The following is a 26,460-nucleotide window of genomic DNA, read 5'->3' as shown; positions in this document are numbered from 1 at the left end:
GCCGGTTATTATCATTCAACTTTATTGTGTCGGGCAGAACATGCTGGAATATCCAAAATTCGACCCCATCGCCCTGCAGATCGGGCCGCTCGCCATCCACTGGTATGGGCTGATGTACCTGGTGGGCTTCGCGCTCGTGTACCTGCTGGGCCGCCACCGCATCAAGAGCGGGCACACCACGTCGCTCAATGTGCGAGACCTGGAAGACCTGATCTTCTATAGCGTGCTGGGCGTGGTGCTGGGTGGGCGGCTGGGATATGTGCTGTTCTACAAGCCGGGCTATTACCTGTCGCATCCGCTGGAGGTGCTGTACCTGTGGCAGGGCGGCATGTCCTTCCATGGCGGCCTGATCGGCGTGATCCTGGTGATGCTGCTGTTCGCGCGCAAGAAGGGCCTGCCGTTCTTTGCGATCAGCGATTTCATCGCGCCGTTGATTCCGCTAGGCCTGGGCTTTGGCCGGCTGGGCAATTTCATCAATGGCGAGTTGTGGGGCCGCCCCACTGACGTGCCTTGGGCGATGGTGTTCCCCGATAGCGGCGACGGGCTGCCTCGGCATCCGTCGCAGCTCTATGAGCTGGGACTGGAAGGCATCGTGCTGTTTGCGTTGCTGTGGTGGTTCTCGAGCAAACCGCGTCCGCTCGGCCAGGTGAGCGGGCTCTTCCTGATGGGCTACGGAACGTTCCGCTTCCTGGTGGAATTCACCCGCGAGCCGGACAACTTCCTGGGTCTGCTCGCGGGCGGGTTGAGCATGGGGCAGTGGCTGTCCCTGCCGATGGTCGCCCTGGGCGCCATCATGTTCAGCCTTACTGCAAAACGATCGTCCCGTTGACCGCGACGCTGACCGTCACGTTCCCCGCTTCCAGGGGAACGCTGGCGTCGGCGCTACTGTAGGACCCGCCTTTCGCCATTGCCGCGCCCATCATGCGCGGCATCGGCACGGGGCCGCCCGATCCGCCGAGTTCCAGCTTGGACAGGCGATAGCCCGAGAAGCCGAAGGCATTGGCCGCGGCCAGTGCGCGGTCCTTGAACGCCTGGGCCGCTTCTTTCAGCAGCTTTCGTTCTTCGGCCTCGCGCGCGGCCGGCGACAGCGAGAAGCTGATGTTGGAAATGGCGGTCTTGTCGGACAGCTTGGAAGCGAGGGCCGCGGCGGCGGCGAAATCCTTGGATTCCAGCACGATCTCGCCCTGCCCGCGCCACGACGCGATCTTTCCCTTGTTGTTCATGTTGGGCCAGACGTTGAAATTGCTGGTGCGCACGTCGACGTCTTTGGTGTCGCGCGCCCGCTTGACCGCGTCTTCGAGCGCGGCAGTCAGCTTCTGGCCGGCGGTCGGCTGGTCCGGGGCCTCGACTTCCGCGGACAATGCAATGCGAACGGTGTCCTGCTTGACCTCGGAAGACGCCATGGCTTGCAGCGTCATCTCGGGCGAGCGGTTCGCAGCTTGCTCGGCGGCTGGCGTTGCGGACGGCGCCTGGGCTTGGGCGAAAGCGGGCTGGGCGGCTGCGATGGCGGCCACGGCTGCGCACGCCGCACCAAGTCTGGTGAGCGAAAAAACACGGTGTTTGAACATGGACTGGTCCTAGGAGGGAGGACGGAGGGGGGATGGCCGAGGCACCCGGGGCGGACCTGCGCGCATGGCAGGTCCGCTGGGATAGATGCCCCGCCTGTGCCGTCAAGGCCGGCATCTCGAACCCTGAGGTTCAAGGTGGTCGCGTTCCGAAGAGCATCGGGTTCGTCTGCAAGAGACAATCACTCCAGCTCTGCACTCCCGCAACCAATATGCCAAAAAGACATAGGTTCAGAGAATGTATGGCCTAGTCACGAACACGGCAGGGACAAACTGAAAAATCTTGAATACTGCTTGTGAACTGCTTATGAACGTTAGAGCAGTTTTTCCTGACCCGACAAGGCGTCATCGAGTACTGCGTTCATGTCCTCAATTCTACGCTTGAAGTCGCCGACCGCCAAACCGCCCAGCGGACCATCGGGTGCTTTCATTGCAAGCAGCTCTCCCGCGATCTGCAATGCAGCCATCACGGCGATGCGTTCATTGCTCGACACCTTGCCCGTGCCCTGGATGCGCAGCATGAGCTGATCGACGTGGCGCACGGCGGCCAACAGGGTGGGCTTTTCTTCGGCCGAACACGCAAGTGAGTACTCGCGGCCGAGGATCGATACGTCTACACGTTCCATTAGTGTTGCTCTCCGGACGGCGCACCCGGCAAGCGGGCCAGTACGGCGTCGATGCGCTCGCGGGCCGACGCGGCGGCCACACGCAGGCGCTGTAGTTCTGAGTCGCGCGATTGCAGACTGGCCTGCCATTCGTTTTCGCGGGCGGCGTAGCGGGACTCGAGCGCCTGACGCTCGGCGGTCTCGCGCGCGAGCTGTTCGCGCAGCGTGGCTTCTGCCTGCCTGGCCTGCTCGAGCATGGCGGACACGGCGCCGTCATGATCCTGCAGTTTGCTTTGCAGCGTGACGACCTCGGCTTCGCGCTCGGCGGCGCGTTGCTTGAGCGCGCGCTGTTCGGCTTCGAATTCGTTCACGCGCAGGCGCAACGTGTCGCGCTCGGCGTGGAGTTGGCGGGTGCGTTGCACCAGTTGCCCGATTCGGGCGGCGAGTTGGTCTAGATCTTGCAGCATGGGCGCTATCGTAAACCATCCTGGGTTGGACCGGGCCTCTTCACGCAAGGTGAGAAACCCGGCAATATTCAGTAGGAAATACGGGGGTGATTCGGGGCGCGAAGGTTACCGATTCTTCGAAGCCATGGAAAGTCCCATCGGTCGTAATTGCCGCATCCGGCCGATCCGGCTTTCGCCATTCTTTCTATAAACTTTCACTTAGCTTTCAAAAAGCCCTCAATCTTCCGCCCCCGTTACAAACGAGGATCGGGAGTTCCCCAATTCTAGGGAAAACCCCAGGCTTTCACCGACCTTACAGGGTTTGCATCGTGGCAGGCGTCCATTACCATTCGGCCTTCCAAGAAACCACGTCGTCGCTTTCAGAATAACTAATGGCACCCTGAAGTGCCTTTTTTGTGCCTGTCACTCGCCTTTCGGCGAGCATCCATCCGGCTACAAACCTCTTTTATCTACATGCTGTAAACAGGAGCCAACCAATCATGCAGCTACGCAATCGACAGGACTTCTGGTCGGGGGTGATGTTCATCGCCCTTGGACTGGGATTCGCCTGGCAGGCAGGCAGCTACCAAATGGGTACTGCTGCCCGAATGGGCCCAGGGTACTTTCCTTTCTGGCTAGGCATCGTTCTCGCATTGCTGGGCGCCATCGTGCTGCTTAGCTCGCTGTCCAAGAAGGCCCATGAAACGCACGTCGACAAGTTCGACTGGCGCATTGTCTTCCTGGTGGTGGGCTCCGTGGTTCTGTATGGCCTGATCCTCAAACTGCTGGGCGTGTACATCTCGGTGTTCGTGCTGGTCGTCGTCAGCAGCCTTGCCAGCCATGAATTCAACCTGAAGGTCGCCGTCGCGAACGGCATCTTCCTGGTGCTGTTCACGTACCTGGCATTCATCAAGGGGCTGGGGCTGATTTTCCCGCTGTGGCCGTCGTTTCTGGGCATGAACTAAGGAGCCACCAGCCATGGAATTGTTTGACCACCTGATGATGGGTTTCTCGGTGGCGTTTACGCCCGAGAACCTGATGTACGCGCTGCTGGGCTGCATCCTGGGCACGCTGATCGGCGTGCTGCCGGGCATCGGCCCGGTTCCCACCATTGCAATGCTGCTGCCGATCACGTACGTGCTGCCCCCGATCGCCGGCCTGATCATGCTGGCCGGTATCTATTACGGCGCGCAGTATGGCGGCTCCACGACGGCAATTCTCGTGGCGTTGCCAGGGGAAACGTCCGCGGTGGTGACCGTGCTGGACGGCCACCAGATGGCCCGCAACGGCCGTGCGGGCGCCGCGCTGGCAATTGCCGCGCTGGGCTCGTTCTTCGCCGGCTGCGTCGCCACGCTGCTGCTGGCCGCCTTCGCGCCTCCGCTGGCTGAAGTGGCCTTCAAGTTCGGTCCCGCCGAGTACTTCTCGCTGATGTGCCTGGGCCTGGTGGGCGCTGTCGTGCTGGCCTCTGGCTCGCTGCCCAAGGCGATCGCGATGATCGTGCTGGGCCTGCTGCTGGGCATGGTCGGTACCGACGTCAATTCGGGCGTTGCCCGCTTCGACTTCGGCGTGCCGGAACTGCAAGACGGCATCGACTTTGCCATCGTGGCCATGGGCGTGTTCGGTTTTGCCGAAATCATGACCAACCTGGAGCAGAAGGAAAACCGCGTCGACATCACCGACAAGATCGGCTCGCTGTACCCGAACAAGCAGGAATTCAAGGAAGCCGCTCCCGCCGTTTTGCGCGGCACGGCCCTGGGTTCGGCCCTGGGTATCCTGCCGGGCGGCGGCGCGGTGCTGTCCTCGTTTGCTTCCTACACGCTGGAAAAGAAGATCTCCAGGAATCCGGAGCGCTTCGGCAAGGGCCACCCGGCCGGCCTGGCAGGTCCGGAATCGGCGAACAACGCCGCGGCCCAGACGTCGTTCATCCCGCTGCTGACGCTGGGTATTCCCGGCAACGCCGTGATGGCGCTGATGGTGGGCGCGATGACCATCCACAACATCCAGCCCGGCCCGCAAGTCATGACGAGCCACCCGGAGCTGTTCTGGGGTCTGATCGCCTCGATGTGGATCGGCAACCTGATGCTGGTGGTGCTGAACCTGCCGCTGATCGGCCTGTGGGTCAAGCTGCTCAAGGTGCCCTACCGCATCCTGTTCCCCGCGATCCTGGTGTTCTGCACGATCGGTGTGTATTCGCTGAACTACAACCCGTTCGACATCTTCACCACGGCGATCTTCGGCATCATCGGGTACGTGTGGTCGAAGCTCAAGTGCGAAGGCGCCCCGCTGCTGCTGGGCCTGGTGCTGGGTCCCATGATGGAAGAAAACTTCCGCCGTGCCCTGCTGCTGTCGCGCGGCGACTTCTCCACCTTCGTAACGCGTCCGCTGTCGGCTACCCTGCTGGCCGTCGCTGTTTTCCTGGTGATCCTGGTGGCCCTGCCGGCCATCCGCAAGAAGCGCGAAGAGACTTTCGTCGAAGAAGACTAAGGCAAAGCCTGCCGCCCTGCGGCGGCGCCTTCGCCACAGAATCCCCGGGCCTGACCCGGGGATTTTTTTTGCGCTCGCGCAAGGCGGCGCGAAAGATACAATTAATTACTTCGGGCAACCAATCGTACCCAGTCGAGTCATCTACGTTAAGCTACGGGTTTACCCCACGCGATGATTCACCATGACTTTCGACTGGAAGAATCCCTATACGACGACCCGTACGCCCGTATTTGCCCGCAATGTCGTCGCCACCTCGCAACCGCTCGCCGCCCAGGCAGGCTTGCGGATCCTGGCGCAAGGGGGCAACGCGGTGGACGCGGCAATTGCCGCGGCATCCACGCTGGCGCTGACCGAGCCGGTCAGCAACGGCCTGGGATCGGACTGCTTTGCCATCGTCTGGGACGGCTCCAGGCTGCACGGCCTCAATGCATCCGGGCCGGCGCCTTCCGCCTGGAACGTGGACTATTTCCGCCGCAAGCACCAGGGCGCCGTCCCGGCCCGCGGCTGGGATAGCGTCACCGTCCCGGGTTGCGTGGCGGGCTGGGGCGCGCTGCACGAAAAGCTGGGCCGCCTGTCGTTCGCCGACATCCTGGCGCCCGCCATCGAGTACGCCGAACGCGGTTTCGCCATCACGCCCATCGTGCATCAGAAGTGGGCCGCGCAGGCCGACATCCTGCAGCCGCAACCCGGCTTCGCCGAACACTTCCTGCCGCGCGGCCGCGCCCCGCACATAGGCGAGCGCTTCGTGCTGCCGGGCGCGGCGGCCACCCTCAAGCGCATCGCCGCGTCCAGCGGGCGCGATTTCTATGAAGGCGAGACCGCGCACAAGCTGGTGGCGCACGCGCAAGCGCACGACGCGGCCCTCACGTTGGCGGACCTGCGCGACTACGCGCCCGAGTGGGTGGCGCCGATCAGCCAGTCGTACCGGGGCCATACGCTGCACCAGATTCCGCCAAACGGCCAGGGCATCGCGGCCCTGATCGCGCTGGGCATCCTGCAGAACTTCGACCTGGCGGCGCGTCCGATCGACCATCCCGACACGCAACACCTGCTGATCGAGGCGATGAAGCTTGCATTTGCCGACGTCTACGCGCACGTGGCCGACGCGCGCCACATGCGGATTGCGCCCGAGCAGATGCTGCGCGCGGATTATCTGGCCGAGCGCGCGCGCCTGATCGATCCGCGATCGGCCCAGGCTTTCGCGTCGGGCCATGCGCCGCAGGGCGGCACGGTTTACCTGACCGCCGCGGATCGCAATGGCATGATGGTCAGCTTCATCCAGTCGAACTACATGGGATTCGGGTCCGGCGTCGTGGTGCCCGGCACGGGCGTAAGCCTGCAGAACCGCGGGCACTGCTTCAGCGCCGACCCGGCCCACCCCAACGTGGTCGCGGGCGGCAAGCGGCCTTTCCATACGATCATCCCGGGCTTTCTGATGCGCGACGGCGCGCCGGTGATGAGCTTTGGCGTCATGGGCGGCAATATGCAGCCGCAGGGCCAGATGCAGGCCTTGGTGCGCATGCTGGACTACGGCCAGCAACCGCAGGCCGCTTGCGACGCGCCACGCTGGAAATGGAACCGAGGCCTGGAAGTGGATCTGGAACCGACGGTCTCATCCGCCGTCGCCGACGGCCTGCGCGAGCGCGGTCACGTGCTGCAGGGCATGGACGATCCCTACATGGATTTCGGATCCGGCCAATTCATCTGGCGCCTGGGCGATCCGGCCGTGGACGGCTACGTCAGCGCCAGCGACAGCCGACGCGATGGGCTCGCCGCCGGCTTTTGATTGCGTTAAGGTTAGTGTCCTGAAACAGACCTACCCTTATTGAGCGGAGTCCATTGCATGGCAACGATCGGTACCAAGAGCTACGACGCGGTCGTGGCCCAGAAAGTCGCTTTCCTCGGATTGGGCGTGATGGGCTTGCCCATGGCCGGTCACCTGGCCCGCGCCGGGCATGACGTGACCGTCTATAACCGCACGCCCGCCAAGGCCCAGGCCTGGGTTGCCGAGTTCGGCGGCCATAGCGCATCCACGCCGCGCGAAGCGGTTGCGGACGCCCAGATCGTCTTTGCCTGCGTGGGCAACGACGACGACCTGCGCAGCGTTGTGCTGGGCCCGGACGGCGCGTTCGCCGGCATGGCGCCGGGCGCCGTGTTCGTCGACCACACGACCGCGTCGGCGGACGTTGCCCGCGAACTGCATGCGCAAGCCAAGCAACTGGGCCTGAACTTCGTGGACGCGCCCGTGTCCGGCGGCCAGGCCGGCGCGGTGAACGGCGTGCTGACGATCATGTGCGGCGGGGAGCCGGCCGTTTTCGACGCCATCAAGCCCGTCGCGCAATCCTTCGGCCGCGCGGTCACGCTGGTGGGCCCCCCGGGCGCCGGACAGCTTGCCAAGATGGTCAACCAGATCTGCATCGCGGGGATCGTGCAGGGCCTGTCCGAAGCCATCGCGTTCGGCCAGGCGGCCGACCTGGACATGAAGCTGGTGCTCGACGTGATCAGCAAGGGCGCGGCGCAAAGCTGGCAAATGGAGAACCGTGGCGGCACCATGGTCGACGACAAGTTCGACTTCGGATTCGCGGTGGACTGGATGCGCAAGGACCTGGGCCTGGTGCTGGCCGAGGCGCGCAACAACGGCGCGCGCCTGCCGTTGACCGCGCTGGTGGACCAGTTCTATGGCGACGTCCAGAAGCTGGGCGGCGGCCGCTGGGACACGTCCAGCCTCATCAAGCGCCTGCGCGACTGACGCGGCAGTACTGCTGCATTTCGGCTGCAGTTCGGCTGCAGTTCGGCCAAACAAAAATGGCGAGCCTCGGGGCTCGCCATTTTTTTCGGACATGCCCTCATGGTGTAGGGCGTAGATCGCAAGGCTTGCGATTTACGTCTCACGGCCTAGGGTTCACGGCTCATGGCCCAAGGCCCATGGTTCACGCAGCGAGCGTGGCCTCGCTGGCAGCGGGCAGCAGCGCGTCGATGCGCTGCTTGGCGAGGGCCAGGCCTTCCAGCGCGGCGACTTCGCCCATGGCCATGCCTTCGGCCGCGATGAAGGTCACGTCGTGCATGCCCAGAAAGCCCAGCATCTGGCGCAGGTAAGGCGTCATCGTGTCCGAGGGCGTGCCTTCGGCCTTGCCGCCGCGCGCCGTCAGCACGACCACCTGTTTACCCTTGACCAGCCCCTCGGGCACGCCTTCCGGCGTATAACGGAACGTGACGCCGGCCCGGGCAAGGTGATCCAGATAGCTCTTGAATTGCGCCGGCAGGTTGAAGTTGTACACGGGCACGGCGAACACGATTCGGTCGGCCTCCATCAGCTCGGCCACGAGCGAATCGCTGAGTTCGACGAGGCGCTGCTGCTCCACGGTGCGGGCTTCGGCCGGGGTGAAGAGAGCGCCGGCGGTGTTGCCGTCGAAATACGGAATGGGCTGCGCGCCGATGTCGCGGACCTTGACCGCGGCTGCGGGGTTGGACGACTTGATGCGCGCGATCAAGTGATCGGCCAATTGCTTGCTGTTGGAACGCTCGCCGAGAATCGAGGAAAGGATGACCAGGGTCTTCATTGCAATATCTCCAGTGGGACCGCCCCGGGACGGGCGGCTGGACCTGTCGCCGCCGAGCCCGTCAGGATGATCGGGCGGGGCCTTGCCGCTGCGGCGGCGTTGGCAGATCCGTTGTGCATGGCGTCACTGTAGATGGGTTAATTAGATACATAAATACGGGTATGATGAACTGTTCGTTCCAAACATAGAACAATCATGCAAGATCTAAACGACCTTTACTACTTTTCCCAAGTCGTTGAGCAAGGGGGGTTCAGCGCCGCCGCGCGGGCATTGGACATCCCGAAGTCCCGCCTCTCCCGCCGGATCTCCCACCTGGAAGAGAGCCTGGGCGTGCGCCTCCTGCAGCGCACCACCCGCCGGCTGCGGCTCACGTCCGCCGGCGAACGCTACCTGCACTACTGCCGGGAAATGGCCGCATCGGCGCGGGCGGCGGACGACGCCATGCGCCAATTGCAGGCCGAGCCCACGGGCCCGGTGATCGTGAGTTGCCCGGTGTCGATCGCCCAGGATGTGCTGGCTCCGCTGCTGCCCGAATTCCTGGATGCATGGCCCGCGATTTCCGTGCAGTTGCTGGTCACGAACCGGCGCGTGGACCTGATCCGCGAAGGCGTGGACCTGGCCCTGCGGGTCCGCACCAAGCTGGACACGGACGCGGAACTGGTCGTGCGCCACCTGGGCACGGCGCGCGGCACGCTGGTGGCCAGCCCAGGTTATCTGCAGCGCCACGGCGCGCCGGACACGCCGCAGGACCTGGCGTCGCACACCACGCTGAGTTTCAGCGATCCGCAGAACGAAGTGCGCTGGCCGCTGCGCAATGACAAGGGCGAAGAGGTGCAGATCGAACTGAAGCCGCAGCTCTCGTGCAACGATTTCATCGTCCTGACGGAGGCAGCCGTGCGCGGGCGCGGCATCGCCTTGCTGCCGTCGATCGCGACGCAGGAAGAACTGCGCCGCGGGCAGCTCGTGCCGGTGCTGCCGCAGTGGCAATCGCCCGAGGGCATCGTGCACTGCATCTATCCGTCGCGGCGGGGCATGATGCCCGCCGTGCGCACCCTGCTGGACTTCCTGTCGCAGCGCCTGCCCTCGATGTACCAGCGGCTGGAGAAAGCCGCGGCGCCGACGCCTCAGTAGCCGCGCGTGCGCTCGACCACGCCGGTGATGGGCTCGCCGCGCATCAGGCGCGCGACCTTGCCCGCGATCTGCTCGATGCTTTCGTCGCGCAGCGTGCGTGCCGCGATGTGCGGCGTGACGTGGACGCGCGGGTCATGCCAGAACGGATGGTCCTTGGGCAGCGGTTCCTCGTGGAAAACGTCCAGCGTGGCCCCCGCGATTTCGCCCTCTTCGAGCATCTGCACCAGGTCGTCTTCGACCAGATGCTCCCCTCGGCCCACGTTGACCAGATGCGCATTGGGCAAGAGGCGCGACAGGGTTTCGCGATTGAGGATGCCCTGCGTATCCGGGGTCAATGGCAGCACGTTGACCAGAAAGCGCGTGCGCGCCAGGAAATCGGGCAATGCGGCTTCGCCGGCAAAGGACTGCACGCCGGGAATCTCGCGCGGCGAGCGCGACCAGCCCGCCACCGGATAGCCGAACTCGGCGAGCGTCTGCGCGACGCGCGCGCCCACCTGCCCCAGCCCCAGCACGCCCACCGGCCAATCGGCCTGGCGCGTGCCCTCGCGGGTATCCCAGTGCTGGCGCGCCTGGGCCTGGTCGAAGGCTTCGAAATCGCGCGAGACGCGCAGCAGCGCATACAGCGCGTATTCGGCCATCTGCACCGCCATGCCGGCGTCTTCGAGACGGACGATGCGCACGTGCGGGGGGATCTCCGGCATCTTCAGCAGCGCATCGACGCCCGCGCCCAGATTGAACAAGGTCTGCAGCTGGGTTTCGTGCTTGAAGAGCTCGGCCGGCGGACGCCACACCAGGGCGACTTGCGCGCCGGACGGCGGGCCTTCGGGATTCCACACCGAGATGCGGCAGCCGGGCATGGCGGCCTCGAGGCGAGGCACCCAGGAATCAGGATCGTGATGGGGACAAGCAAAGAGAATATGCATGGTGGCAGCGCGCGAGCGATGAAAACCCCAAGCATGAGGGATGCTGGCGCACAAATCAAACGGCCCGGCATGAAGCCGGGCCGTGTGCGCCTGCATCGAAAGACGGGCGATCAGGCGGTCTGCGGCACCTGGGGCTTGTTCTTGCCCTTGTTGCGACGCAGGTAGGCCCAGACCTGCAGCGCGACCAGCAAGGCGCTCGCGCCGATGAACCACGCGCTGATGGGCCGTTCGATGAACACTCCCAGGTCACCGCGCGACAACAGCAGCGCGCGGCGGAAATTCTCTTCGACCATGGGCCCCAGCACGAAGCCCAGCAGGATGGGCGCCACCGAAAACTCCAGTGTCATCAGGATGGCCCCGATCACGCCGAAGGCAAGGACTTCCCATATCTGGAAGAGGCTGTTCTGGGTGCTATACACGCCCACCGCGATAAAGAACAGCGCGGACGGGAACAGGTAGCGATACGGCACCTGCAGCAGCTTGACCCACACGCCGATGAGCGGCACGTTCAGCACCATGAGCAGCACATTGCCCACCCAGAAACTGGCGATCAGCCCCCAGAAGATGTCCGGATGCTCGGTGATGAGCTGCGGGCCGGGCTGGATGCCCTGGATCAGGAGCGCCCCCAGGATCAGCGCCATCACGGCGTCGCCGGGAATGCCCAGGCTCATCGTCGGGATGAAATCGACCTGCGTCTTCGAGTGCGACGACGCTTCGGGCGAAGCCACGCCGGCGATCATGCCGGTGCCGAATTTCTCGGGCGTCTTGGAGATCTTGCGCTCCAGCGCATAGGCGACAAACGTGGTGATGGTGGGACCGGTGCCGGGCATGGCGCCGAACAGCGTGCCGACGGCCGTGCCGCGCACCATGGGCCAGAAGGCCGTCTTCAGCTCCTGCTTGCTGGGCCGCATGTCGCGCAGGCGCAGCTTGGCGCCGCTGCCGATGATGGTCATGCGGTTCACGCTCATCAGGAAGTCCGCAACGCCGAACAGGCCCATCGAGATCGCGACCAGTTCCAGGCCGTCAGACAGGTCCAGCAGGCCGAACGAGAAGCGGATGGTGCCGGTGTTCACGTCCGTGCCCACCACGCCGCACATCAGGCCGAACAGCGTCATCGCCACGCCCTTGAGCGGCGAGCCGCGCGACATGGTGGCGCCCGCCAGCAGGCCCAGCAGCATGATCGAGAAGATCTCGGTCGGGCCGAACTTGAACGCCACCTCGACCAGCAGGGGCGATGCGAAGATCATGACGATGATGCCGACCGACGCCGCGAAGAACGAGCAGATCATCGTGATGCCCAGCGCCGTGCCGCCCTTGCCCTGCTTGGTCAATGGATACCCATCGAGGCAGGTGACCGCGTGCGGCGGATGCGAAGGCAGGTTGAGCAGGATCGCGCCGATGGCGCCGCCGTACTGCGAGCCGTAGAAAATCCCGGCCAGCATCAGGATGGCGGGCACGGGCTGCATGACGTAGGTCAGCGGCAGCAGGATGGAAATGGCCGACAGCGCGCCCATGCCGGGCAGCACGCCGATGAGGTTGCCCACCAGCACGCCGAAGAACGACCACATCAGGTTGTGCAGTTGGAACGCAACGCCAAAGCCGTACCAAAGGTCTACCAGAGCTTGAGAGATCATGGCGCTTCAACCCCAACGAAACAGCGGAAGCTGCAACTGCAGCGCCCACCAGAAAACGACGACCGCGATCGCGGACATGGCGATCGACAGCAGGATGGCCTGCTTGATCGTGTTCTTGCGGTCGCCCAGCGCCGAGATGAAGACGATGGCGAACGTGGCGGGCAAGAGGCCGCCGTAATGGCCCAGCAGCAGGAAGGCCAGGATGCCGAGCAGGATGCACACGCTGCCGCGGATGTCGGGCATGCCGGTGGGATGGCCCTCTGCCGGCGCGGGCGCGGCAGGTGCGTCCGAGCGCGCCGACAGCGCGATCAGCACGCCGGTCAGCGCCAGCAGGCCGCCGAGCGCCGCGGGAAAGAAGCCCGGGCCCATGTGGCTGAGCGTGCCGATGTGATAGTCGGTTCCGCCATAGATCGCGGCCAGCCCGATCAGGACCATCAGCGCGCCGCCGTAATAGTCCTTTCTGTTGATTGTCTTTTGCACTTCCATCCTCCTTCCTTGTGCCGGGCTGCGCCGGCCCGCGATGCGCCGCCCGAAACGAGCGACGCCCGGCCCCTGACGACAGGCCGGAACGCAGATTACGGAAGGAAGCTGCTAATCCGCTTTCTATGCGCTGTCGGGTTCCTGAATCCGGGGGTTATCCCTGATCGGCAGCGGCGACAGCCGCGAAAAACAAGGCGGAAAGGCGGGAAAAGGCGGGCGCTACTGATCGCCCTTGAGCTGGACCTCGGCAGGTCGCGGGTACTGTGAGACAGTGGGCGCCAGCGGCAGCCACAGCACCGACGCGAGGCCCACCCCGCCCTGGCTGTTGGGCTCGCCGTCGCGCAGCTCGATATCGCCGTCGTTGCGCCGGGCGTAGGCGCGCGCGATGCCCAGACCCAGACCGGAGCCCGAGGACGCCACCGGCTTGTCCGTGCCCACGCGCTCGAAACGCGTGAAGGCGCGTTTGCGCATGACCGGTTCCAGGCCGGGTCCATTGTCGGACACGGCGACCTCGACGCGGTTTTCCACCGGGCAGACGGACACCGTGATGCGGGCGCCGACCGGCGCGTAATGGATGGCGTTGTGGACCAGGTTCGACAAGGCCTCGTGCAGTTCGGCCTCGTTGCCGGACACCTGCACGGGCGTGTCCTGCCCGTCTTCGGCGTCTGCCTGCACCCAGCCCAGGTCCTGCTGCTTCTCGTGCGCCAGCGGCAGGTACTGCAGCACGACTTCGCGCGATACGGCATTCATGTCCAGCAACTGGCGCGGAGTCTGGCCAGCCTGGTTGGCATGCGCCAGCGACAGGAGCTGTTCGGTGAGGCGGCGCGTGCGCCCGAGCTGGTCGACGATGGCGCGCAGGCCTTCGCGCGCGCGCGCCGGATCGCGTTCGCGCAGCGTGTACTGCGCCTGCGTCAGCATGATGGCGAGCGGGGTGCGCAACTGGTGGGAGGCGTCGGCCAGGAAGTTCGATTGCTCGTCGAGCACCCGCCGGTAACGGGCGATGTGGTGGTTGACGGCTTCGACCAGCGGCGCGACTTCGCTGGGCACGCGCGAGGCGTCCAGCGGCGTCAGGTCATCGGAGCGGCGCGCGCGGATGTCGGCCTGCAGCCGGCGCAGCGGCTTCAAGGCCCAGGACACGCCCCACCAGACCAGCACCACGACCAGCGCCAGCATCCGCGCGTCGCGCAGGATTTCCTGGCGCCGCGCGCTGTTCTCGGCTTCGATGCGCTTGCCGGTGCTTTCGGCCACGACGACCAGCACCTGCCGATGCTGGCCCTGGTAATAGAGATCGCGCACCACGGACACGACCCGCACCGGATCGTTGCGATACACGCCGTCGTAAAAGATGGGCTGGCCGTTCGAGCGCGGCCAGGACGGCGGACGCGGCATCTCCGGCATGCCCAGCAAGGTCTTGCCCTGGGTCACGGGCACGGGCGCGTCGTCGGGCAAGGGAGGATCGATTTCCTCGATGCGGAAATACTTGCGCAGGCCCGCCCGGGATTCCAGCATGACCTGCGCATACAGCGGCGTGGCCACCTGCAGGTTGCCGTCCGGCGTGAATTCCAGGCTGCTCTCCAGCACGCGCGCCGGTTCCACCAGGGCGCTGTCGTAGGCTTCGTTGGTGATTTCCGACAGGGTGCGATAGTCGTTCAGGCTGTCGATGACCAGCAGCACCACCACGCCCGGCAGCAGCAGGATGATCAGCAGCGCGCGGATGCCGACGCGCGGCAATCCGGGTATCCGCAGGCTCACCTAGGGTTCCGCGGACTCGCTGGCGACGCCTTCCAGCATGTAGCCCAGTCCGCGCACCGTCACGATGCGCACGTCGCTGCCGGCCAGCTTTTTGCGCAGGCGATGCAGCACGACTTCGATCGCGTCCGGATTGGCTTCGCTGTCATGCGTAAAGACCTTGCCGAACAAGTGCGCCTTGTCCACCGGATAGCCGCTGCGCGTCAGCAGCGCCGCCAGGGCGGCGTGTTCGCGCGGGGTCAGGAACAGCAGGGATCCGTCCAGGGTGAAGGCGCGGCTTTCGCTGTCGTAGGACAGCGAGCCGCACTGCAGGCGCGGATGCTGGCGGCCGCGGCTGCGCCGCACCAGCGCCGTCAGGCGGGCTTCCAGTTCTTCCAGCGCAAAGGGTTTGGTCAGGAAATCGTCCGCGCCCAGGTTCAGGCCGCGCACCCGGTCCTGCAGCGCGCCCTGCGCCGTCAGCAGGAGGACGGGCGTGCGGTCGTCGCGGTTGCGCATTTCGCGCAGGACGACCAGGCCGTGCTTGTCGGGCAGGCGCAGGTCCATGACGATGGCGTCGTACTCGGTGCCGGCCATGAAGGCTTCGGCCGTGCGCGCGTCCGCCGCGTGATCGGGGACGAACCCGCTCTGGGCGAGCGCGCGCATCAGCCAGGACGCCATGTCCCGTTCGTCTTCAACCAACAATATGCGCATGACCGTCCGTTCCTTCGGGCAAATTCTCTGCTGCTCGCTGACCGTGCACCCGTTGGCGCAGGTAGCGGGTCTCGTGATGGCGCCGAAAGAGGATGGCTGACAACTCGTTCAACGCCTGGGTATAGACGTCTCGCTTGAACTCGATGACGGCATCCAGCGGAACCCAGTACTGGCTCCAGCGCCAGGCATCGAATTCCGGATGCTGCGTCGCGCGCAGGCAAACGTCGCTGTCACGTCCCACCAGGCGCAACAAGAACCAAATCTGCTTTTGTCCTTTATAGTGGCCACGCCACTCACGCCGGACAAAGTGATCGGGCACGTTATAACGTAACCAATCGCGTGTACGCCCCAAAATACGGACATGCTCGGGCTTCAAGCCCACCTCTTCATGGAGTTCGCGATACATGGCCTGCACCGGGCTTTCGCCGTACTTGATGCCGCCCTGGGGGAACTGCCATGCATGTTCCCTGATACGCTTGCCCCAAAAGACCTCGTTTCTAGTGTTGACGAGAATGATGCCGACATTGGGGCGGTAGCCTTCGCGGTCAAGCATGGGCCACCCCCACCGAATTCAATACAATTACGGTCGATTATACGTATCTGCTGCCACCTTTAAACATGCGCGCATCCAACTACCACATCAACACCCTCAAAGAAGCCCCTTCCGAAGCGGAAGTCGCCAGCCACCAGCTGATGACCCGCGCCGGGATGATCCGCAAGCTCGCGGGCGGCATCTACACTTACATGCCCCTGGGCCTGAAGATCATCCGCAAGGTCGAGGCGATCATCCGGGAAGAAATGAACGCCGCAGGCGCCATCGAGCTGCTGATGCCGGTGGTGCAGCCGGCCGAGTTGTGGCAGGAATCGGGGCGCTGGGAGCAATACGGAGCGGAACTGCTGCGCATCAAGGACCGGCACCAGCGCGATTTCGTGCTGCAGCCCACGTCCGAAGAGGTCATCACGGACATCGCCCGCAATGAAATCCACAGCTACCGCCAGCTTCCGCTGAACTTCTATCACATTCAGACCAAGTTCCGGGATGAGCGCCGTCCCCGCTTCGGCCTGATGCGCGGCCGCGAATTCACCATGAAGGACGCCTATTCCTTCGACCGCGACGAAGCGGGCGCGCAGCGCAGCTACGACACCATGTTCAGCGCCTATATGAAGATTTTCGGCCGCCTGGGACTTGAGTTCCGTGCTGTGGCGGCCGACACGGGCTCCATCGGCGGCACGCGCAGCCATGAATTCCAGGTCATCGCCGACACGGGCGAGGACCTGCTGGTCTACAACGCGGATTCGGACTACGCCGCCAACATCGAACTGGCCGAAGCCCCCTGCCTGTACCCGACCCGCGCCGCGGCCGCCCAGGCCATGGAAGACGTCGCGACGCCGGGCGCCGCCAAGTGCGAAGACGTCGCCAAGCTGCTGGGCATCCCGCTGGAGCGCACGATCAAGTCCATCGTCCTGGCCACCGATGGCGACAAGGGCAAGGTCGACATCTGGCTGCTGCTCCTGCGCGGCGACCACGAACTGAACGAGATCAAGGCGGGCAAGCTGCCCGGGCTGTCGGGCTTCCGTTTCGCCACCGAAGCCGAGATCGTCGAGCATTTCGGCTGCAAGCCCGGCTACCTGGGCCCGGTCAAGACGGCCAAGCCCGTCCACGTGATCGCCGACCGCACCGTCGCCAACATGGCCGACTTCGTCTGCGGCGCCAACCGCGAAGATTTCCACACCCAGGGCGTGAACTGGGGCCGCGACCTGCCCGAACCGGAACAGGTGGCCGACCTGCGCAACGTCGTCGCGGGCGATCCCTCGCCGGACGGCAAGGGCACGCTGTCGATCCAGCGCGGCATCGAAGTGGGCCACGTCTTCTACCTGGGCAAGAAGTACTCCGAAGCCCTGAAGGCCACCTTCCTGGACGAAACCGGCAAGCCGGCCGTCCTGGAAATGGGCTGCTACGGCATCGGCGTCACCCGTATCGTGGGCGCCGCCATCGAGCAGAACCACGACGCGCGCGGCATCATCTGGCCCCGCGCGATCGCGCCTTTCGAGGTCGTGATCTGCCCGGTGGGCTGGGGCAAAAGTGAAACGGTGCGTGACACCGCGCAGAAACTCTACGAATCGCTGCTCGCGCGCGGCGTGGATGTGATGCTTGACGACCGCGATGCCCGTCCCGGCGTCATGTTCGCCGAGTGGGAACTGATCGGCGCGCCGCTGCGTGTAACAGTTGGAGAACGCGGCCTGAACGATGGTGTGGTGGAATTGCAGGCCCGGCGGGAAACCGAAGCGGCCAAGATTCCGGTAGAGTCCGCGCTTGAAGCCGTGCTGACGAAACTCGACACGCTTTGAACCCGGCCTGAACGCCAGACATACCCTATAGTAGCTACGGACTTCCCTGCGTCCCGACCCGCCTCTTCATTACCCTGTATCGTGACCGATCCGAAGTCTGCCGAATCCACCCTGCAAGTCCGCGTCTACTACGAGGACACGGATGCAGGCGGGGTGGTTTTCTATGCCAACTACTTGAAATTCCTGGAGCGCGCCCGCACAGAATGGCTGCGCGATCTGGGAGTGAACCAATCCGGACTGGCCGCCAGCGAGCAACGGCTCTTCGTCGTCCGCGCCCTGGACATGTCCTACCGCAAACCGGCCAGGCTGGACGATTTGCTTACCATACGCAGCCGAGTCACCAAACTGGGCCGCGCTTCGATACACTTCGCGCAGCGTGCGGAACGCGACGGGGAACTGCTTGCCGAAGGCAACATCCAAGTCTGTTGCGTCGATGCCATCCACATGCGGCCGGCGGAACTGCCGGCCGACGTTCGCGCAAAACTGGAATTCATTCAGGAATAACCATGCAAGTCACCAACGACATGTCGTTGCTTTCGCTGATTTCGCACGCCAGCGTGCCGGTCCAGCTCATCATGCTGATGCTGTTGGGCATTTCGATCATGTCCTGGACCTACATCTTCGCCAAGCGCATGGCCATCAAACGGGCCCATGACCAGACGCGCCGCTTCGAAGACGACTTCTGGTCGGGCGGCGACCTGTCCATGCTGCAGCAGGCCGTGGCGTCGCGCCGCGACGAACAAGGCGCCCTCGCCCGCATCTTCGATGCCGGCATGACCGAATTCCTGAAGGCCCGCCGCGGCAACGCCAGCGGCGACGCCACCGCGGTGCTGGACGGCCCGCGCCGCGCCATGCGCGCCGCTTACCAGCGCGAAATGGACGCGCTGGAATCCCACCTGAACTTCCTGGCGTCCGCCGGTTCGGTGTCCCCCTACATCGGCCTCCTGGGCACGGTCTGGGGCATCATGCACGCCTTCATCGGCCTGTCGAACATGCAGCAGGCCACGCTGGCCTCGGTAGCCCCCGGCATCGCCGAGGCGCTGATCGCCACGGCGATCGGCCTGTTCGCCGCCATCCCGGCCGTGGTTGCCTACAACCGCTTCACGAATGACATCGACCGCATTTCGATCCGCTTTGACAGCTTCGTCGATGAATTCCTGAACATTCTGCAACGGCAGGTGCGCTAATGCCCTCGGTAAGCTCGCGCGGCAGGTCCGGCCGCCGCATGAAGGCCGACATCAACGTGGTGCCGTACATCGACGTGATGCTGGTGCTGCTGGTCATCTTCATGGTGACGGCGCCCCTGATCACGCCCGGGCTGATCCAGCTTCCGTCGGTGGGTGCCGCCTCCGACGTGCCGGTCAAACCGCTGGAAGTCCAGATTTCCGAAGACGGCAAGATCGCGCTGCGCATGCGCGAAGCCGGCGCCACCCTGCAGGACATCGCGCGCACCGAACTGGTGGCGCAAGTGCGTTCGCGCATTACCGCGGAAACCCCGGTGGTCATCGCCGCCGACGGCAAGGTGCCCTACGAGACGGTCGTAAAGGTCATGGACGAGCTGCGCACCAACGGGATCACCCGCCTGGGCCTGCTGGTGGACCAGTCCGCCGCAGCCGCCCAACAGCCCGCTCCCGCCAAGAAACGCTAACGCGCCGCCATCCGCCGGCCCGGCCGGCATGCACCGCACATGACGCCACCCATAATTCGACACCGCAGCGGCCCGCCGGCCACCCCGCCCAACAACGACAACCGGAATTCGCTCATTCTGGCCGTGGCGGTGCACCTGCTGCTGCTGGTCGCCCTGATCTTTGGCGTGAACTGGCACACCGAGAACCCTGGCCCCGTCCAGGTCGAACTCTGGGCGGACGGCAATTCGCCCGTCTCGCCGCCGCCCACGCCGCAGCCCGAACCGCCCAAACCCCAACCGAAGCCGCAGCCCGAGCCGGAGCCCGAAAAGGCGCCCGAACCGCCTCCGCCGCCGCCTCCCCCGCCCCCGCCCGAACCCGAGCCGCAAGTCCAGGCCAAGACCGAGGAGGTTGATCCCGAGATCGCCATCCAGGAGGCCAAGAAGAAGCGCGAGCAGGAAGAGAAGGCGCGCGAGGCCGCCGAGGCCGCCAAGGAAAAGGCGCGTCTCGAAGAAGAGCGCAAGCAGGCCGAACTGAAGGAAAAGAAGCGCCTGGAGCAGGAACGCCAGGCCGCCGAGAAGGCTGCCGCGGAAAAAGCCGCTGCCGAGAAGGCCGCTGCCCAGAAGGCGGCTGCCGAAAAGGCTGCCGCCGAGAAAGCCGCCGCTGAAAAGGCCGCCGCCGAGAAGGCGGCTGCCGAGAAAAAGGCCAAGGAAGAAGCTGCCAAGAAGGCGGCTGCCGAAAAGGCCGCTGCCGAGAAGGCCGCCGCCGAAAAGGCTGCTGCTGAAAAGGCTGCCGCCGAAAAAGCCGCCGCCGAAAAAGCCGCCGCCGAGAAGGCTGCCGCCGCGAAGAAGGCCGCCGCGGACAAGGCCCTGAAGGATGCATTCCGCAACGACGCCCTGGGCGCCGCGGGCATCCCCGGGGGCACTGCCGACCGCAACCAGGCGGGCGGCGGACGCGACAGCGGCTATGGCGCCAAGGTCCGCGCCTGCGTGCAACCCGGGGTGGCTTATCCGCCCCCGCCCCGCAGCGGCTCCGGAAATCCCACGGCGCAATACCGGGTACAGTTAGGCTCTGACGGGAAGGTGAATGGCGTCACGTTGACCAGTTCTTCTGGCAACCCCGGTTTCGACCGCGCGGTCGAGACGGGCATCCGCCGTTGCAACCCGTTCCCGAAGCCCTCGACGGGCCGCTACGAACCCATTATTGACGTTGTCTACAGAATGTATGACTGACAGGAGATTGACGAACATGACTCCCGCTTATAGTCGACGAGTGCCCCCCGCCACGCTCTGGAGAGCGTACGGCATCGCGCTGCTGATGGCGGCCCTGGCCTTGCTGATCGCCATGAAGCCTGCCCATGCCCAGTTGCGTGTCGATATCTCCGGCACCGGCGCTACCCAGTACCCCGTGGCCATCGCGGACTTTGCCGTCGACGACACCCATGGCCGCGCGCTGGCCGAAGTCATCCGCGCCGACCTCACCCGCACCGGACAATTCCGCCTGATCAACGCCGCGGGCTCCGGCCTGAACGTGGACTCCCCGATCGCCCACGACGACTGGCGCGGCAAGGGCGCGGACTTCATCGCCTACGGCAGCATCACCCGCGGCGCCGACGGCCGCTACGACGTGCGCTATCGCCTGGCCGACACGGTCAAGAAGTCGCAGCTGGATGGCGTGGCGTTTTCGGGCACCGAGCAGGAACTGCGCCGTGTTGCCCACCAGATCGCAGACCGCATCTACGAGAAGATCACCGGCGTTCGCGGCGTGTTCTCGACGCGTATCGCGTATGTGCTGAAGAAGGGCTCCACCTACGAACTGCAGGTGGCTGACGCCGACGGCCAGAATCCCCAGGTTGCCCTGCGCTCGCGCGAGCCGATCATCTCGCCGTCCTGGTCGCCCGATGGCTCCAAGTTGGCCTATGTGAGCTTCGAATCCGGCAAACCTGTCGTCTACGTGCACACGTTGGCCACCAGCGCCCGCGCGCCCGTCGCCAACTTCAAGGGCAACAACAGCGCCCCCGGCTGGTCGCCCGATGGCAGCAAGCTGGCCGTCGCCCTGACGCGTGATGGTTTGTCGCAAATTTACGTCGTTAATGCAGCGGACGGCTCGAATCCGACCCGAGTTACGCGTTCTCCCGGCATTGACACCGAACCGAGCTTTACGCCCGATGGGGCTTCCATTATCTTTACGAGTGACCGCAGCGGCGGGCCGCAAATCTACCAAACCGGCTCGACAGGCGGCGAGGCCCGCCGTCTCACGTTTAATGGTGGTTACAACATCTCACCCCGAATTTCCCCCGACGGATCGACGCTGCTGTACGTTGCAAGACGAGACGGCGCGTTTCGAATCGCATCCCTGAACTTGTCCACTGGCGCCGAGACTTTGCTGACTGATGGTCGTGACGATCAGTCGCCGAGCTTTGCGCCCAATGGCATGCAAGTCCTCTACGCCGCCATCCAAAATGGCCGTAGCGTGCTTGCAGGTGTTTCAAGCGATGGACGCGTACGACAGACGCTTTCGGTACTGAACGGGGAAATACGTGAACCGACTTGGGGCCCATTTACCCGATAACACGTGTGACTCTCTTTGCAAAGGAACTATCATGAAGTCGCGCATTGCCAAAAGCCTAACCATCGCCGCTCTGGCCGCCACCCTGGCGGCTTGCAGCTCCGTCCCTCTCGACGATAAAGCGGGTCAGGGCGGAGGCGCTGGCCAAGGATCCTCGGCCTCCGGCCAGATCCTTGATCCCTTCAACCCCCAAAGCATCCTGGCGCAACAGCGCTCGGTGTACTTTGATTTCGACAGCTATACCGTGTCGGACCAATACCGTGGCCTGGTCGAAACCCATGCCAAGTATCTGGCTGCGCACCAACAGCAAAAGATCAAGATCGAAGGCAACACCGACGAACGCGGCGGTGCCGAGTACAACCTGGCCCTGGGCCAGCGTCGTGCCGACGCAGTGCGTCGCATGATGACCCTGCTGGGCGTCAGCGACAACCAGATCGAAACCATCAGCTTCGGCAAGGAAAAGCCGCGCTCGACGGGTACGTCTGAAGCCGACTTTGCCGAAAACCGCCGCGCCGATATCAACTATCTGCGTTAAGCTTTTCGCTTAGTCTGGAGCCCTACCACGCGTCGGGACGGCCAGCCGGCCGTCCCGACGTTTGTTTTTATACCCGGGAATATTCATGCGCGATTACGTTCTGTCCCTGCGTCCCCTGATCATGGCCACTGGCCTGGCGCTTGCCGCCCTGACGGCGCCCGCTCACGCTTTTTCCGACGATGAAGCCCGCAAGGCCATCCTGGATCTGCGTCAGCAGGTGCAGAAGCAGAACGAGCAAAACCAGCGCGCCAGGTTGCAGCTGGCCGACCAGATCCAGGCTTTGCAACAGGAAATCGCCCAGTTGCGCGACCAGCTCGAACTGGTGTCGCGCCAGCAGCCCAGCAGCCGGCCGGGCGCCGCGCCGGGCAACGCGAATCCTCCGGGCGCGTCAGCCGGCGATCCGCAGGAACAGAGCGCCTATGACGGCGCGATGGACCTCTTTCGCAAGGGGCAGTACAAGGATGCGGCCGAATCGCTGGCCGCCTTTACCGCGCTCTATCCCAACAGCCAGCTCGCCCCCAGCGCCCAGTTCTACCAGGGCAGCAGCCGCTATGCGCTGAAGGATTTCAAGGGCACCATCGAGCAGCTGAATGCCATGGTGCAGAATTCGCCGGATAACGCCCGTGCGCCCGATGCGCTGCTGATCATCGCCGGCAGCCAGATCGAGCTGAACAACCGCGCGGGCGCCAAGGCCACCCTGCAGCGCATCGTCCGCGACTATCCGACCACGCCGGCCGCCGCCACGGCCAAGAGCCGGCTCCAACTGCTGCAGTAATGCGCCAAGCCGCCAGCGCGGCCGGCGCATACCGCCACATCCTTCGCCGCCGGGCGGGGCTTCTTGCCCTGCTGCTGGCGGCGATTCTGTTTGCGCTGCTGATCGATTTCACCGTCGGCCCCTCGGGCCTGCCCTGGCGTGAACTCTGGCAGACCTTCGTCCGGCCGGCCGAGGCCGACGCCACGTACCGCGTGATCGTCTGGGACATCCGCCTGCCCTCGGCCCTGATGGCCGCCCTGGTGGGCATGGCGCTCGGGCTGGCGGGCGCCGAAATGCAGACCATCCTGAACAACCCGCTCGCCAGTCCGTTCACGCTGGGCGTGTCGTCGGCGGCGGCGTTCGGCGCGTCGCTGGCCATCGTGCTGCAGCTCGGGCTGCCGGGCATTCCCGCCGGCTGGCTGATCGCGGCCAATGCCTTCCTGTTTGCCCTGCTGGCGGCGTTGCTGCTGGACGCGGTCGCCCGATGGGGCGGCATGAACACGTCGGGCGTCGTGCTGTTCGGCATCGCCATGGTGTTTACCTTCAATGCGCTGGTGTCGCTGGTGCAGTTCACGGCCAGCGCCGAAGCCCTGCAGAACCTGGTGTTCTGGACGATGGGAAGTCTGGCGCGATCAAGCTGGACGACGGTCGGCGTGATGGCGCTTGCGTTCGCCCTGGCGCTGCCGCTGGCCATGCGGCAGTCCTGGAAGCTGACGGCCTTGCGGCTGGGCGAGGACCGCGCCGCCAGTTTCGGCGTGGACGTGCGCCGCCTGCGCGTGTCGGCGCTGGCGCGCGTGAGCCTGCTGTCGGCCCTGGCGGTCGCCTTTGTCGGCACGATCGGGTTCATCGGACTGGTGGCGCCGCACATCGCGCGCCGGTTGTTCGGCGAAGACCACCGCTTCTATCTGCCGGGCAGCGCGCTCGTGGGCGCCGTGATCCTGTCGCTGGCGTCGATTGCGTCCAAGAATCTCATGCCCGGCGTGGTGGTGCCCGTGGGCATCGTCACCGCGCTGGTCGGGATTCCGTTTTTCGTGTCCGTCGTGCTGCGCAGGCAATTGCCATGACCGGGCCCGTCGACGCCAAATCGCACGGCGGATTGACGGTGCAGTCGCTCACCGCCGGTTATGGCGGCGAGGACGTGCTGCGCGGCCTGTCGGTTCCGGCGCTGGCTGCCGGCGAGGTCACGGCGCTGCTCGGCCCGAACGGCAGCGGCAAATCGACCTTGCTCAAGACCCTGGCCGGCCTGCTGCGGCCGCGCGCGGGCGCAGCGACGCTGGACGGGCTGGACCTGACCCGGCTGGATCACGGCGAGCGCGCCCGCCACGTCGTGTACCTGCCCCAGAGCCTGCCGGCGGCCGTGCACCTGCGGGTGTTCGAGTCGGTGCTGGTGGCGGCCCGCGCCAGCGATGCGGCGGCGCCGCCGGCGGACCTGCCCGCCATCGACCGGCTGCTGGCACGGCTGGGCATCGCGCATCTGGCGCTGCATTACCTGGACGCGCTGTCCGGCGGGCAGAAGCAACTGGTGGGCCTGGCGCAGGCGCTGATCCGCCATCCGCGCGTGCTGCTGCTGGACGAACCGCTGTCCGCCCTGGACCTGAATTACCAGTTCCATGTCATGCGGCTGCTGCGGCAGGAAACGCGCGAGCATGGGCTCATCAGCCTCATCGTGCTGCACGACCTGAACGTGGCGCTGCAGCACGCGGACCAGGCCGTGATGATCCATGCGGGGCGGCTGCACGCCGCGGGATCGCCGGCCGACGTGATCACGCCGCAGGCGCTGGCGGCCGTCTATGGGGTGCAGGCGCGGGTGGAGGCGTGTTCGAAAGGCCGCCGGCAGGTGCTGATCGACGGGCTGGAAGAACACCCGGGGTGATCGCCGCCGCGGGCGGCCGGGGCGGGATGGTCACCCGCGCAGCGCCACGTCGGCGACCGGCGCGCCGGTCATGTCCGCCAACTGCGCCGGCGTCAGATTGAACACGGTATGCGGATGGCCCGCGGCGGCCCACAGGCTGTCGTAGTTGAACAGGTCCGCGTCCAGCAGCATCACGGGCTTGACCGCGTGGCCGATGGGGCAGACGCCGCCGATCGCGTAGCCGGTCATGTCGCGCACGAAGCGCGCGTCGGCCTTGGTCAGCGCCCCGACCTGCGCCGCCACCTTGGCTTCATCCACGCGATTGGCGCCGCTGGCGATGACCAGCACCGGCGCGTCGTCGGCGGCGCGCCGGAAAATGATGGACTTGGCGATCTGGGCGACTTCGCAGCCCAGCCCCGCGGCCGCTTCCGCCGAGGTCTTGCCGGTCTGGGGCAGCACCACCACGGGCTTGTCATGCCCCATTTCCACCAGCAGGCGGGCGACGCGCTGGGCGGATTCCGGCAGGGCGGCGATGGATTCAGGCGACATCGATACGAACTCCGTTGAAATGAACCGGGCGCGCGGGCTGGCTGCGCCGGCGGACCGCAGACGAGTTTATCAGCGTCCGGCGATCCCGCCCCGCCGCCCTGCCGGGCTAGAATGCGGACCTGGCTTCACGTCCCACTCTTCATGCGTTCCGAACCCGTCCTGCCTCTGCAAACCGCCTCCATCGGCGGTTACGCCATGTCCTACACCGAGTACGGCAGCGGCACCCCGCTGGTGCTGGTGCACGGCTCCCTGTCCGACAGCCGTTACTGGAAATCGCAGATGGCGCCGCTGGGCCGTTCGTTCCGGGTGCTGGCCGTATGCCTGCGCCGGTACTGGCCCGAGACCTGGGACGGCGAAGGCGGCGGCTTTTCGATCGACCAGCACGCCAGCGACGTGCTGGAATTCATCGACAAGGTAGCGGGCGGCCCTGCCCACCTGGTGGGCCATTCGCGCGGCGGCCGCGTCGCGCTGGAAGCCGCCCTGCGCCAGCCGGACGCGCTGCGCAGCCTGACGCTGGCCGACCCCGGCCTGCCGCTGCCCGGCGGCGGCGACGAGCGCGGCGGCTTTCGCCAGCGCGCCCTGGCGCTCATCCGGCAGGGCGAGGTCGAAGAGGGGCTGGCGCTGTTCGTGGACACCGTGACTGGTCCCAACACCTGGCAGCGCATGGTGCCCTGGTTCAAGGACATGGTGCGCGACAACGTGGGCACGCTTTTCGGCCAGGTGGACGAGCGGCCGGAGACGCTGGGCCCGGCGCAGATCGGCAGCCTGACGCTGCCGGTCCTGCTGATCGGCGGCGCGCTGAGTCCCGCGCCCTACCCGGCCGTGCTGGACGCCCTGTCGCAGTGGCTGCCGCAGGCCCATCGCGTGGACATCGCGGGTTCTTCGCATGGCATGAACCTGGGCAATCCCCGCGCCTTCAACGGCGCCATCCAGGAATTCATCGGCGGCTGATCCGCGCCGG

28 protein-coding genes and 1 other RNA gene are annotated in these 26,460 nt (G+C 65.5%); 17 read left to right on the top strand and 12 right to left on the bottom strand.

The genetic code is table 11. The features are described from left to right. Positions 1–40 precede the first annotated feature (40 nt). Positions 41–829: a prolipoprotein diacylglyceryl transferase gene (gene lgt, locus BXA00_RS12810; protein ID WP_076518840.1), complete on the top strand. Its 789-nt coding sequence runs from the start codon at positions 41–43 to the stop codon at positions 827–829. Here the strand turns inward: lgt and BXA00_RS12805 are convergent. The 4 genes from BXA00_RS12805 to BXA00_RS12790 all read right to left on the bottom strand — a co-directional run bounded on the left by BXA00_RS12805 (position 804) and on the right by BXA00_RS12790 (position 2,637). Then, entirely contained in the window at positions 804–1,568 is a 765-nt protein-coding gene (locus BXA00_RS12805; RefSeq protein WP_076518839.1) for an SIMPL domain-containing protein, read from the bottom strand. The two genes, lgt and BXA00_RS12805, sit on opposite strands and share 26 nt — an antisense overlap. 83 nt (positions 1,569–1,651) lie before the next feature. Continuing rightward, a non-coding RNA gene (gene ssrS / locus BXA00_RS12800) (6S RNA) lies at positions 1,652–1,837 on the bottom strand. Between the two features lie 42 nt (positions 1,838–1,879). Beyond that, complete coding sequence (locus BXA00_RS12795) at positions 1,880–2,191, bottom strand: cell division protein ZapA (protein WP_076518838.1); 312 nt, start codon at positions 2,189–2,191, stop codon at positions 1,880–1,882. Continuing rightward, positions 2,191–2,637, bottom strand: a complete 447-nt coding sequence (locus tag BXA00_RS12790; RefSeq protein ID WP_076518837.1) for a hypothetical protein — start codon at positions 2,635–2,637, stop codon at positions 2,191–2,193. The genes BXA00_RS12795 and BXA00_RS12790 overlap by 1 nt, the downstream gene beginning before the upstream one ends. A 479-nt stretch (positions 2,638–3,116) precedes the next feature. Between BXA00_RS12790 and BXA00_RS12785 the strand changes: the two genes are divergently transcribed. From BXA00_RS12785 to BXA00_RS12770, 4 genes are all read left to right on the top strand, one after another. Continuing rightward, positions 3,117–3,581, top strand: coding sequence for a tripartite tricarboxylate transporter TctB family protein (locus tag BXA00_RS12785; protein ID WP_076518836.1), 465 nt, complete (start codon positions 3,117–3,119; stop codon positions 3,579–3,581). A 13-nt stretch (positions 3,582–3,594) separates the two neighbouring features. Beyond that, on the top strand, positions 3,595–5,100 hold the full coding sequence (locus tag BXA00_RS12780) for a tripartite tricarboxylate transporter permease (RefSeq protein WP_076518835.1): 1,506 nt from the start codon (positions 3,595–3,597) through the stop codon (positions 5,098–5,100). Between the two features lie 181 nt (positions 5,101–5,281). After that, entirely contained in the window at positions 5,282–6,886 is a 1,605-nt protein-coding gene (locus BXA00_RS12775; RefSeq protein WP_076518834.1) for a gamma-glutamyltransferase family protein, read from the top strand. Positions 6,887–6,943: 57 nt separating this feature from the next. Beyond that, positions 6,944–7,849, top strand: a complete 906-nt coding sequence (locus tag BXA00_RS12770) for an NAD(P)-dependent oxidoreductase (RefSeq protein WP_076518833.1) — start codon at positions 6,944–6,946, stop codon at positions 7,847–7,849. Between the two features lie 181 nt (positions 7,850–8,030). Here BXA00_RS12770 and BXA00_RS12765 read toward each other — a convergent pair whose 3' ends face one another. Further along, positions 8,031–8,660: an FMN-dependent NADH-azoreductase gene (locus BXA00_RS12765; protein WP_076518832.1), complete on the bottom strand. Its 630-nt coding sequence runs from the start codon at positions 8,658–8,660 to the stop codon at positions 8,031–8,033. A 195-nt stretch (positions 8,661–8,855) separates the two neighbouring features. Between BXA00_RS12765 and BXA00_RS12760 the strand changes: the two genes are divergently transcribed. Next, positions 8,856–9,791, top strand: coding sequence for a LysR family transcriptional regulator (locus tag BXA00_RS12760; RefSeq protein ID WP_076518831.1), 936 nt, complete (start codon positions 8,856–8,858; stop codon positions 9,789–9,791). Here BXA00_RS12760 and BXA00_RS12755 read toward each other — a convergent pair. From BXA00_RS12755 to BXA00_RS12730, 6 genes are all read right to left on the bottom strand, one after another. Continuing rightward, entirely contained in the window at positions 9,785–10,714 is a 930-nt protein-coding gene (locus BXA00_RS12755; protein ID WP_076518830.1) for a glyoxylate/hydroxypyruvate reductase A, read from the bottom strand. The genes BXA00_RS12760 and BXA00_RS12755 overlap by 7 nt on opposite strands. Before the next feature lie 110 nt (positions 10,715–10,824). Then, positions 10,825–12,348 (bottom strand): tripartite tricarboxylate transporter permease, encoded by a 1,524-nt coding sequence (locus BXA00_RS12750; protein ID WP_076518829.1) that lies wholly within the window; start codon positions 12,346–12,348, stop codon positions 10,825–10,827. A gap of 6 nt (positions 12,349–12,354) precedes the next feature. Further along, positions 12,355–12,834, bottom strand: coding sequence for a tripartite tricarboxylate transporter TctB family protein (locus BXA00_RS12745; RefSeq protein ID WP_172805874.1), 480 nt, complete (start codon positions 12,832–12,834; stop codon positions 12,355–12,357). Positions 12,835–13,047: 213 nt separating this feature from the next. After that, a complete protein-coding gene (locus BXA00_RS12740; protein ID WP_231952249.1) occupies positions 13,048–14,580 on the bottom strand; it encodes a sensor histidine kinase in 1,533 nt (510 codons plus the stop codon). After that, the gene (locus BXA00_RS12735; RefSeq protein ID WP_076518827.1) at positions 14,581–15,267 is read right to left on the bottom strand and encodes a response regulator; all 687 of its coding nucleotides are present in this window, start codon (positions 15,265–15,267) and stop codon (positions 14,581–14,583) included. Then, positions 15,248–15,820: an RNA pyrophosphohydrolase gene (locus BXA00_RS12730; protein WP_056327909.1), complete on the bottom strand. Its 573-nt coding sequence runs from the start codon at positions 15,818–15,820 to the stop codon at positions 15,248–15,250. Before BXA00_RS12730 ends, BXA00_RS12735 begins: the two co-directional genes overlap by 20 nt. 65 nt (positions 15,821–15,885) lie before the next feature. Here BXA00_RS12730 and BXA00_RS12725 point away from each other — a divergent pair, with 65 nt between their 5' ends. The 10 genes from BXA00_RS12725 to BXA00_RS12680 all read left to right on the top strand — a co-directional run bounded on the left by BXA00_RS12725 (position 15,886) and on the right by BXA00_RS12680 (position 24,971). After that, complete coding sequence (locus BXA00_RS12725; protein WP_076518826.1) at positions 15,886–17,616, top strand: proline--tRNA ligase; 1,731 nt, start codon at positions 15,886–15,888, stop codon at positions 17,614–17,616. An 81-nt stretch (positions 17,617–17,697) separates the two neighbouring features. Next, positions 17,698–18,120 carry a tol-pal system-associated acyl-CoA thioesterase gene (gene ybgC / locus BXA00_RS12720; RefSeq protein ID WP_076518825.1) on the top strand — a complete coding sequence of 141 codons (423 nt, stop codon included), beginning with the start codon at positions 17,698–17,700 and terminating at the stop codon, positions 18,118–18,120. Between the two features lie 2 nt (positions 18,121–18,122). Next, positions 18,123–18,803, top strand: a complete 681-nt coding sequence (gene tolQ / locus BXA00_RS12715; RefSeq protein WP_056327907.1) for a protein TolQ — start codon at positions 18,123–18,125, stop codon at positions 18,801–18,803. After that, positions 18,803–19,264, top strand: coding sequence for a protein TolR (gene tolR / locus BXA00_RS12710; RefSeq protein ID WP_076518824.1), 462 nt, complete (start codon positions 18,803–18,805; stop codon positions 19,262–19,264). The genes tolQ and tolR overlap by 1 nt, the downstream gene beginning before the upstream one ends. Positions 19,265–19,303: 39 nt before the next feature. Next, complete coding sequence (gene tolA, locus BXA00_RS12705; RefSeq protein ID WP_076518823.1) at positions 19,304–20,473, top strand: cell envelope integrity protein TolA; 1,170 nt, start codon at positions 19,304–19,306, stop codon at positions 20,471–20,473. A gap of 16 nt (positions 20,474–20,489) precedes the next feature. Further along, complete coding sequence (gene tolB, locus BXA00_RS12700; protein WP_076518822.1) at positions 20,490–21,812, top strand: Tol-Pal system beta propeller repeat protein TolB; 1,323 nt, start codon at positions 20,490–20,492, stop codon at positions 21,810–21,812. 31 nt (positions 21,813–21,843) lie between these two features. Next, complete coding sequence (gene pal / locus BXA00_RS12695) at positions 21,844–22,344, top strand: peptidoglycan-associated lipoprotein Pal (protein ID WP_076518821.1); 501 nt, start codon at positions 21,844–21,846, stop codon at positions 22,342–22,344. A gap of 85 nt (positions 22,345–22,429) precedes the next feature. Continuing rightward, the gene (ybgF, locus tag BXA00_RS12690; RefSeq protein ID WP_076518820.1) at positions 22,430–23,119 is read left to right on the top strand and encodes a tol-pal system protein YbgF; all 690 of its coding nucleotides are present in this window, start codon (positions 22,430–22,432) and stop codon (positions 23,117–23,119) included. After that, complete coding sequence (locus BXA00_RS12685; RefSeq protein ID WP_076518819.1) at positions 23,119–24,162, top strand: iron ABC transporter permease; 1,044 nt, start codon at positions 23,119–23,121, stop codon at positions 24,160–24,162. Before ybgF ends, BXA00_RS12685 begins: the two co-directional genes overlap by 1 nt. Then, on the top strand, positions 24,159–24,971 hold the full coding sequence (locus tag BXA00_RS12680) for an ABC transporter ATP-binding protein (protein WP_076518818.1): 813 nt from the start codon (positions 24,159–24,161) through the stop codon (positions 24,969–24,971). Before BXA00_RS12685 ends, BXA00_RS12680 begins: the two co-directional genes overlap by 4 nt. A gap of 30 nt (positions 24,972–25,001) precedes the next feature. Here BXA00_RS12680 and BXA00_RS12675 read toward each other — a convergent pair whose 3' ends face one another. Further along, a complete protein-coding gene (locus BXA00_RS12675; RefSeq protein ID WP_076518817.1) occupies positions 25,002–25,499 on the bottom strand; it encodes a YbaK/EbsC family protein in 498 nt (165 codons plus the stop codon). 141 nt (positions 25,500–25,640) lie between these two features. Between BXA00_RS12675 and BXA00_RS12670 the strand changes: the two genes are divergently transcribed. Further along, positions 25,641–26,450 carry an alpha/beta fold hydrolase gene (locus tag BXA00_RS12670; RefSeq protein ID WP_076518816.1) on the top strand — a complete coding sequence of 270 codons (810 nt, stop codon included), beginning with the start codon at positions 25,641–25,643 and terminating at the stop codon, positions 26,448–26,450. Positions 26,451–26,460 lie beyond the last annotated feature (10 nt).

It is taken from the genome of Achromobacter sp. MFA1 R4, assembly GCF_900156745.1.
Taxonomy (GTDB): Bacteria; Pseudomonadota; Gammaproteobacteria; order Burkholderiales; family Burkholderiaceae_B; genus Achromobacter.
The sequence above is the reverse complement of the archived record's forward strand: the minus strand, read 5'-3'. Positions and strand labels throughout refer to the sequence as shown.

Bases quoted from the DNA above. Each gene is read 5' to 3' on its own strand.
- lgt (WP_076518840.1), top strand. From the start codon at position 41: ATGCTGGAATATCCAAAATTCGACCCCATCGCCCTGCAGATCGGGCCG.
- BXA00_RS12805 (WP_076518839.1), bottom strand. From the start codon at position 1,568: ATGTTCAAACACCGTGTTTTTTCGCTCACCAGACTTGGTGCGGCGTGC.
- BXA00_RS12795 (WP_076518838.1), bottom strand. From the start codon at position 2,191: ATGGAACGTGTAGACGTATCGATCCTCGGCCGCGAGTACTCACTTGCG.
- BXA00_RS12790 (WP_076518837.1), bottom strand. From the start codon at position 2,637: ATGCTGCAAGATCTAGACCAACTCGCCGCCCGAATCGGGCAACTGGTG.
- BXA00_RS12785 (WP_076518836.1), top strand. From the start codon at position 3,117: ATGCAGCTACGCAATCGACAGGACTTCTGGTCGGGGGTGATGTTCATC.
- BXA00_RS12780 (WP_076518835.1), top strand. From the start codon at position 3,595: ATGGAATTGTTTGACCACCTGATGATGGGTTTCTCGGTGGCGTTTACG.
- BXA00_RS12775 (WP_076518834.1), top strand. From the start codon at position 5,282: ATGACTTTCGACTGGAAGAATCCCTATACGACGACCCGTACGCCCGTA.
- BXA00_RS12770 (WP_076518833.1), top strand. From the start codon at position 6,944: ATGGCAACGATCGGTACCAAGAGCTACGACGCGGTCGTGGCCCAGAAA.
- BXA00_RS12765 (WP_076518832.1), bottom strand. From the start codon at position 8,660: ATGAAGACCCTGGTCATCCTTTCCTCGATTCTCGGCGAGCGTTCCAAC.
- BXA00_RS12760 (WP_076518831.1), top strand. From the start codon at position 8,856: ATGCAAGATCTAAACGACCTTTACTACTTTTCCCAAGTCGTTGAGCAA.
- BXA00_RS12755 (WP_076518830.1), bottom strand. From the start codon at position 10,714: ATGCATATTCTCTTTGCTTGTCCCCATCACGATCCTGATTCCTGGGTG.
- BXA00_RS12750 (WP_076518829.1), bottom strand. From the start codon at position 12,348: ATGATCTCTCAAGCTCTGGTAGACCTTTGGTACGGCTTTGGCGTTGCG.
- BXA00_RS12745 (WP_172805874.1), bottom strand. From the start codon at position 12,834: ATGGAAGTGCAAAAGACAATCAACAGAAAGGACTATTACGGCGGCGCG.
- BXA00_RS12735 (WP_076518827.1), bottom strand. From the start codon at position 15,267: ATGCGCATATTGTTGGTTGAAGACGAACGGGACATGGCGTCCTGGCTG.
- BXA00_RS12730 (WP_056327909.1), bottom strand. From the start codon at position 15,820: ATGCTTGACCGCGAAGGCTACCGCCCCAATGTCGGCATCATTCTCGTC.
- BXA00_RS12725 (WP_076518826.1), top strand. From the start codon at position 15,886: ATGCGCGCATCCAACTACCACATCAACACCCTCAAAGAAGCCCCTTCC.
- tolQ (WP_056327907.1), top strand. From the start codon at position 18,123: ATGCAAGTCACCAACGACATGTCGTTGCTTTCGCTGATTTCGCACGCC.
- tolR (WP_076518824.1), top strand. From the start codon at position 18,803: ATGCCCTCGGTAAGCTCGCGCGGCAGGTCCGGCCGCCGCATGAAGGCC.
- tolA (WP_076518823.1), top strand. From the start codon at position 19,304: ATGACGCCACCCATAATTCGACACCGCAGCGGCCCGCCGGCCACCCCG.
- tolB (WP_076518822.1), top strand. From the start codon at position 20,490: ATGACTCCCGCTTATAGTCGACGAGTGCCCCCCGCCACGCTCTGGAGA.
- pal (WP_076518821.1), top strand. From the start codon at position 21,844: ATGAAGTCGCGCATTGCCAAAAGCCTAACCATCGCCGCTCTGGCCGCC.
- ybgF (WP_076518820.1), top strand. From the start codon at position 22,430: ATGCGCGATTACGTTCTGTCCCTGCGTCCCCTGATCATGGCCACTGGC.
- BXA00_RS12685 (WP_076518819.1), top strand. From the start codon at position 23,119: ATGCGCCAAGCCGCCAGCGCGGCCGGCGCATACCGCCACATCCTTCGC.
- BXA00_RS12680 (WP_076518818.1), top strand. From the start codon at position 24,159: ATGACCGGGCCCGTCGACGCCAAATCGCACGGCGGATTGACGGTGCAG.
- BXA00_RS12675 (WP_076518817.1), bottom strand. From the start codon at position 25,499: ATGTCGCCTGAATCCATCGCCGCCCTGCCGGAATCCGCCCAGCGCGTC.
- BXA00_RS12670 (WP_076518816.1), top strand. From the start codon at position 25,641: ATGCGTTCCGAACCCGTCCTGCCTCTGCAAACCGCCTCCATCGGCGGT.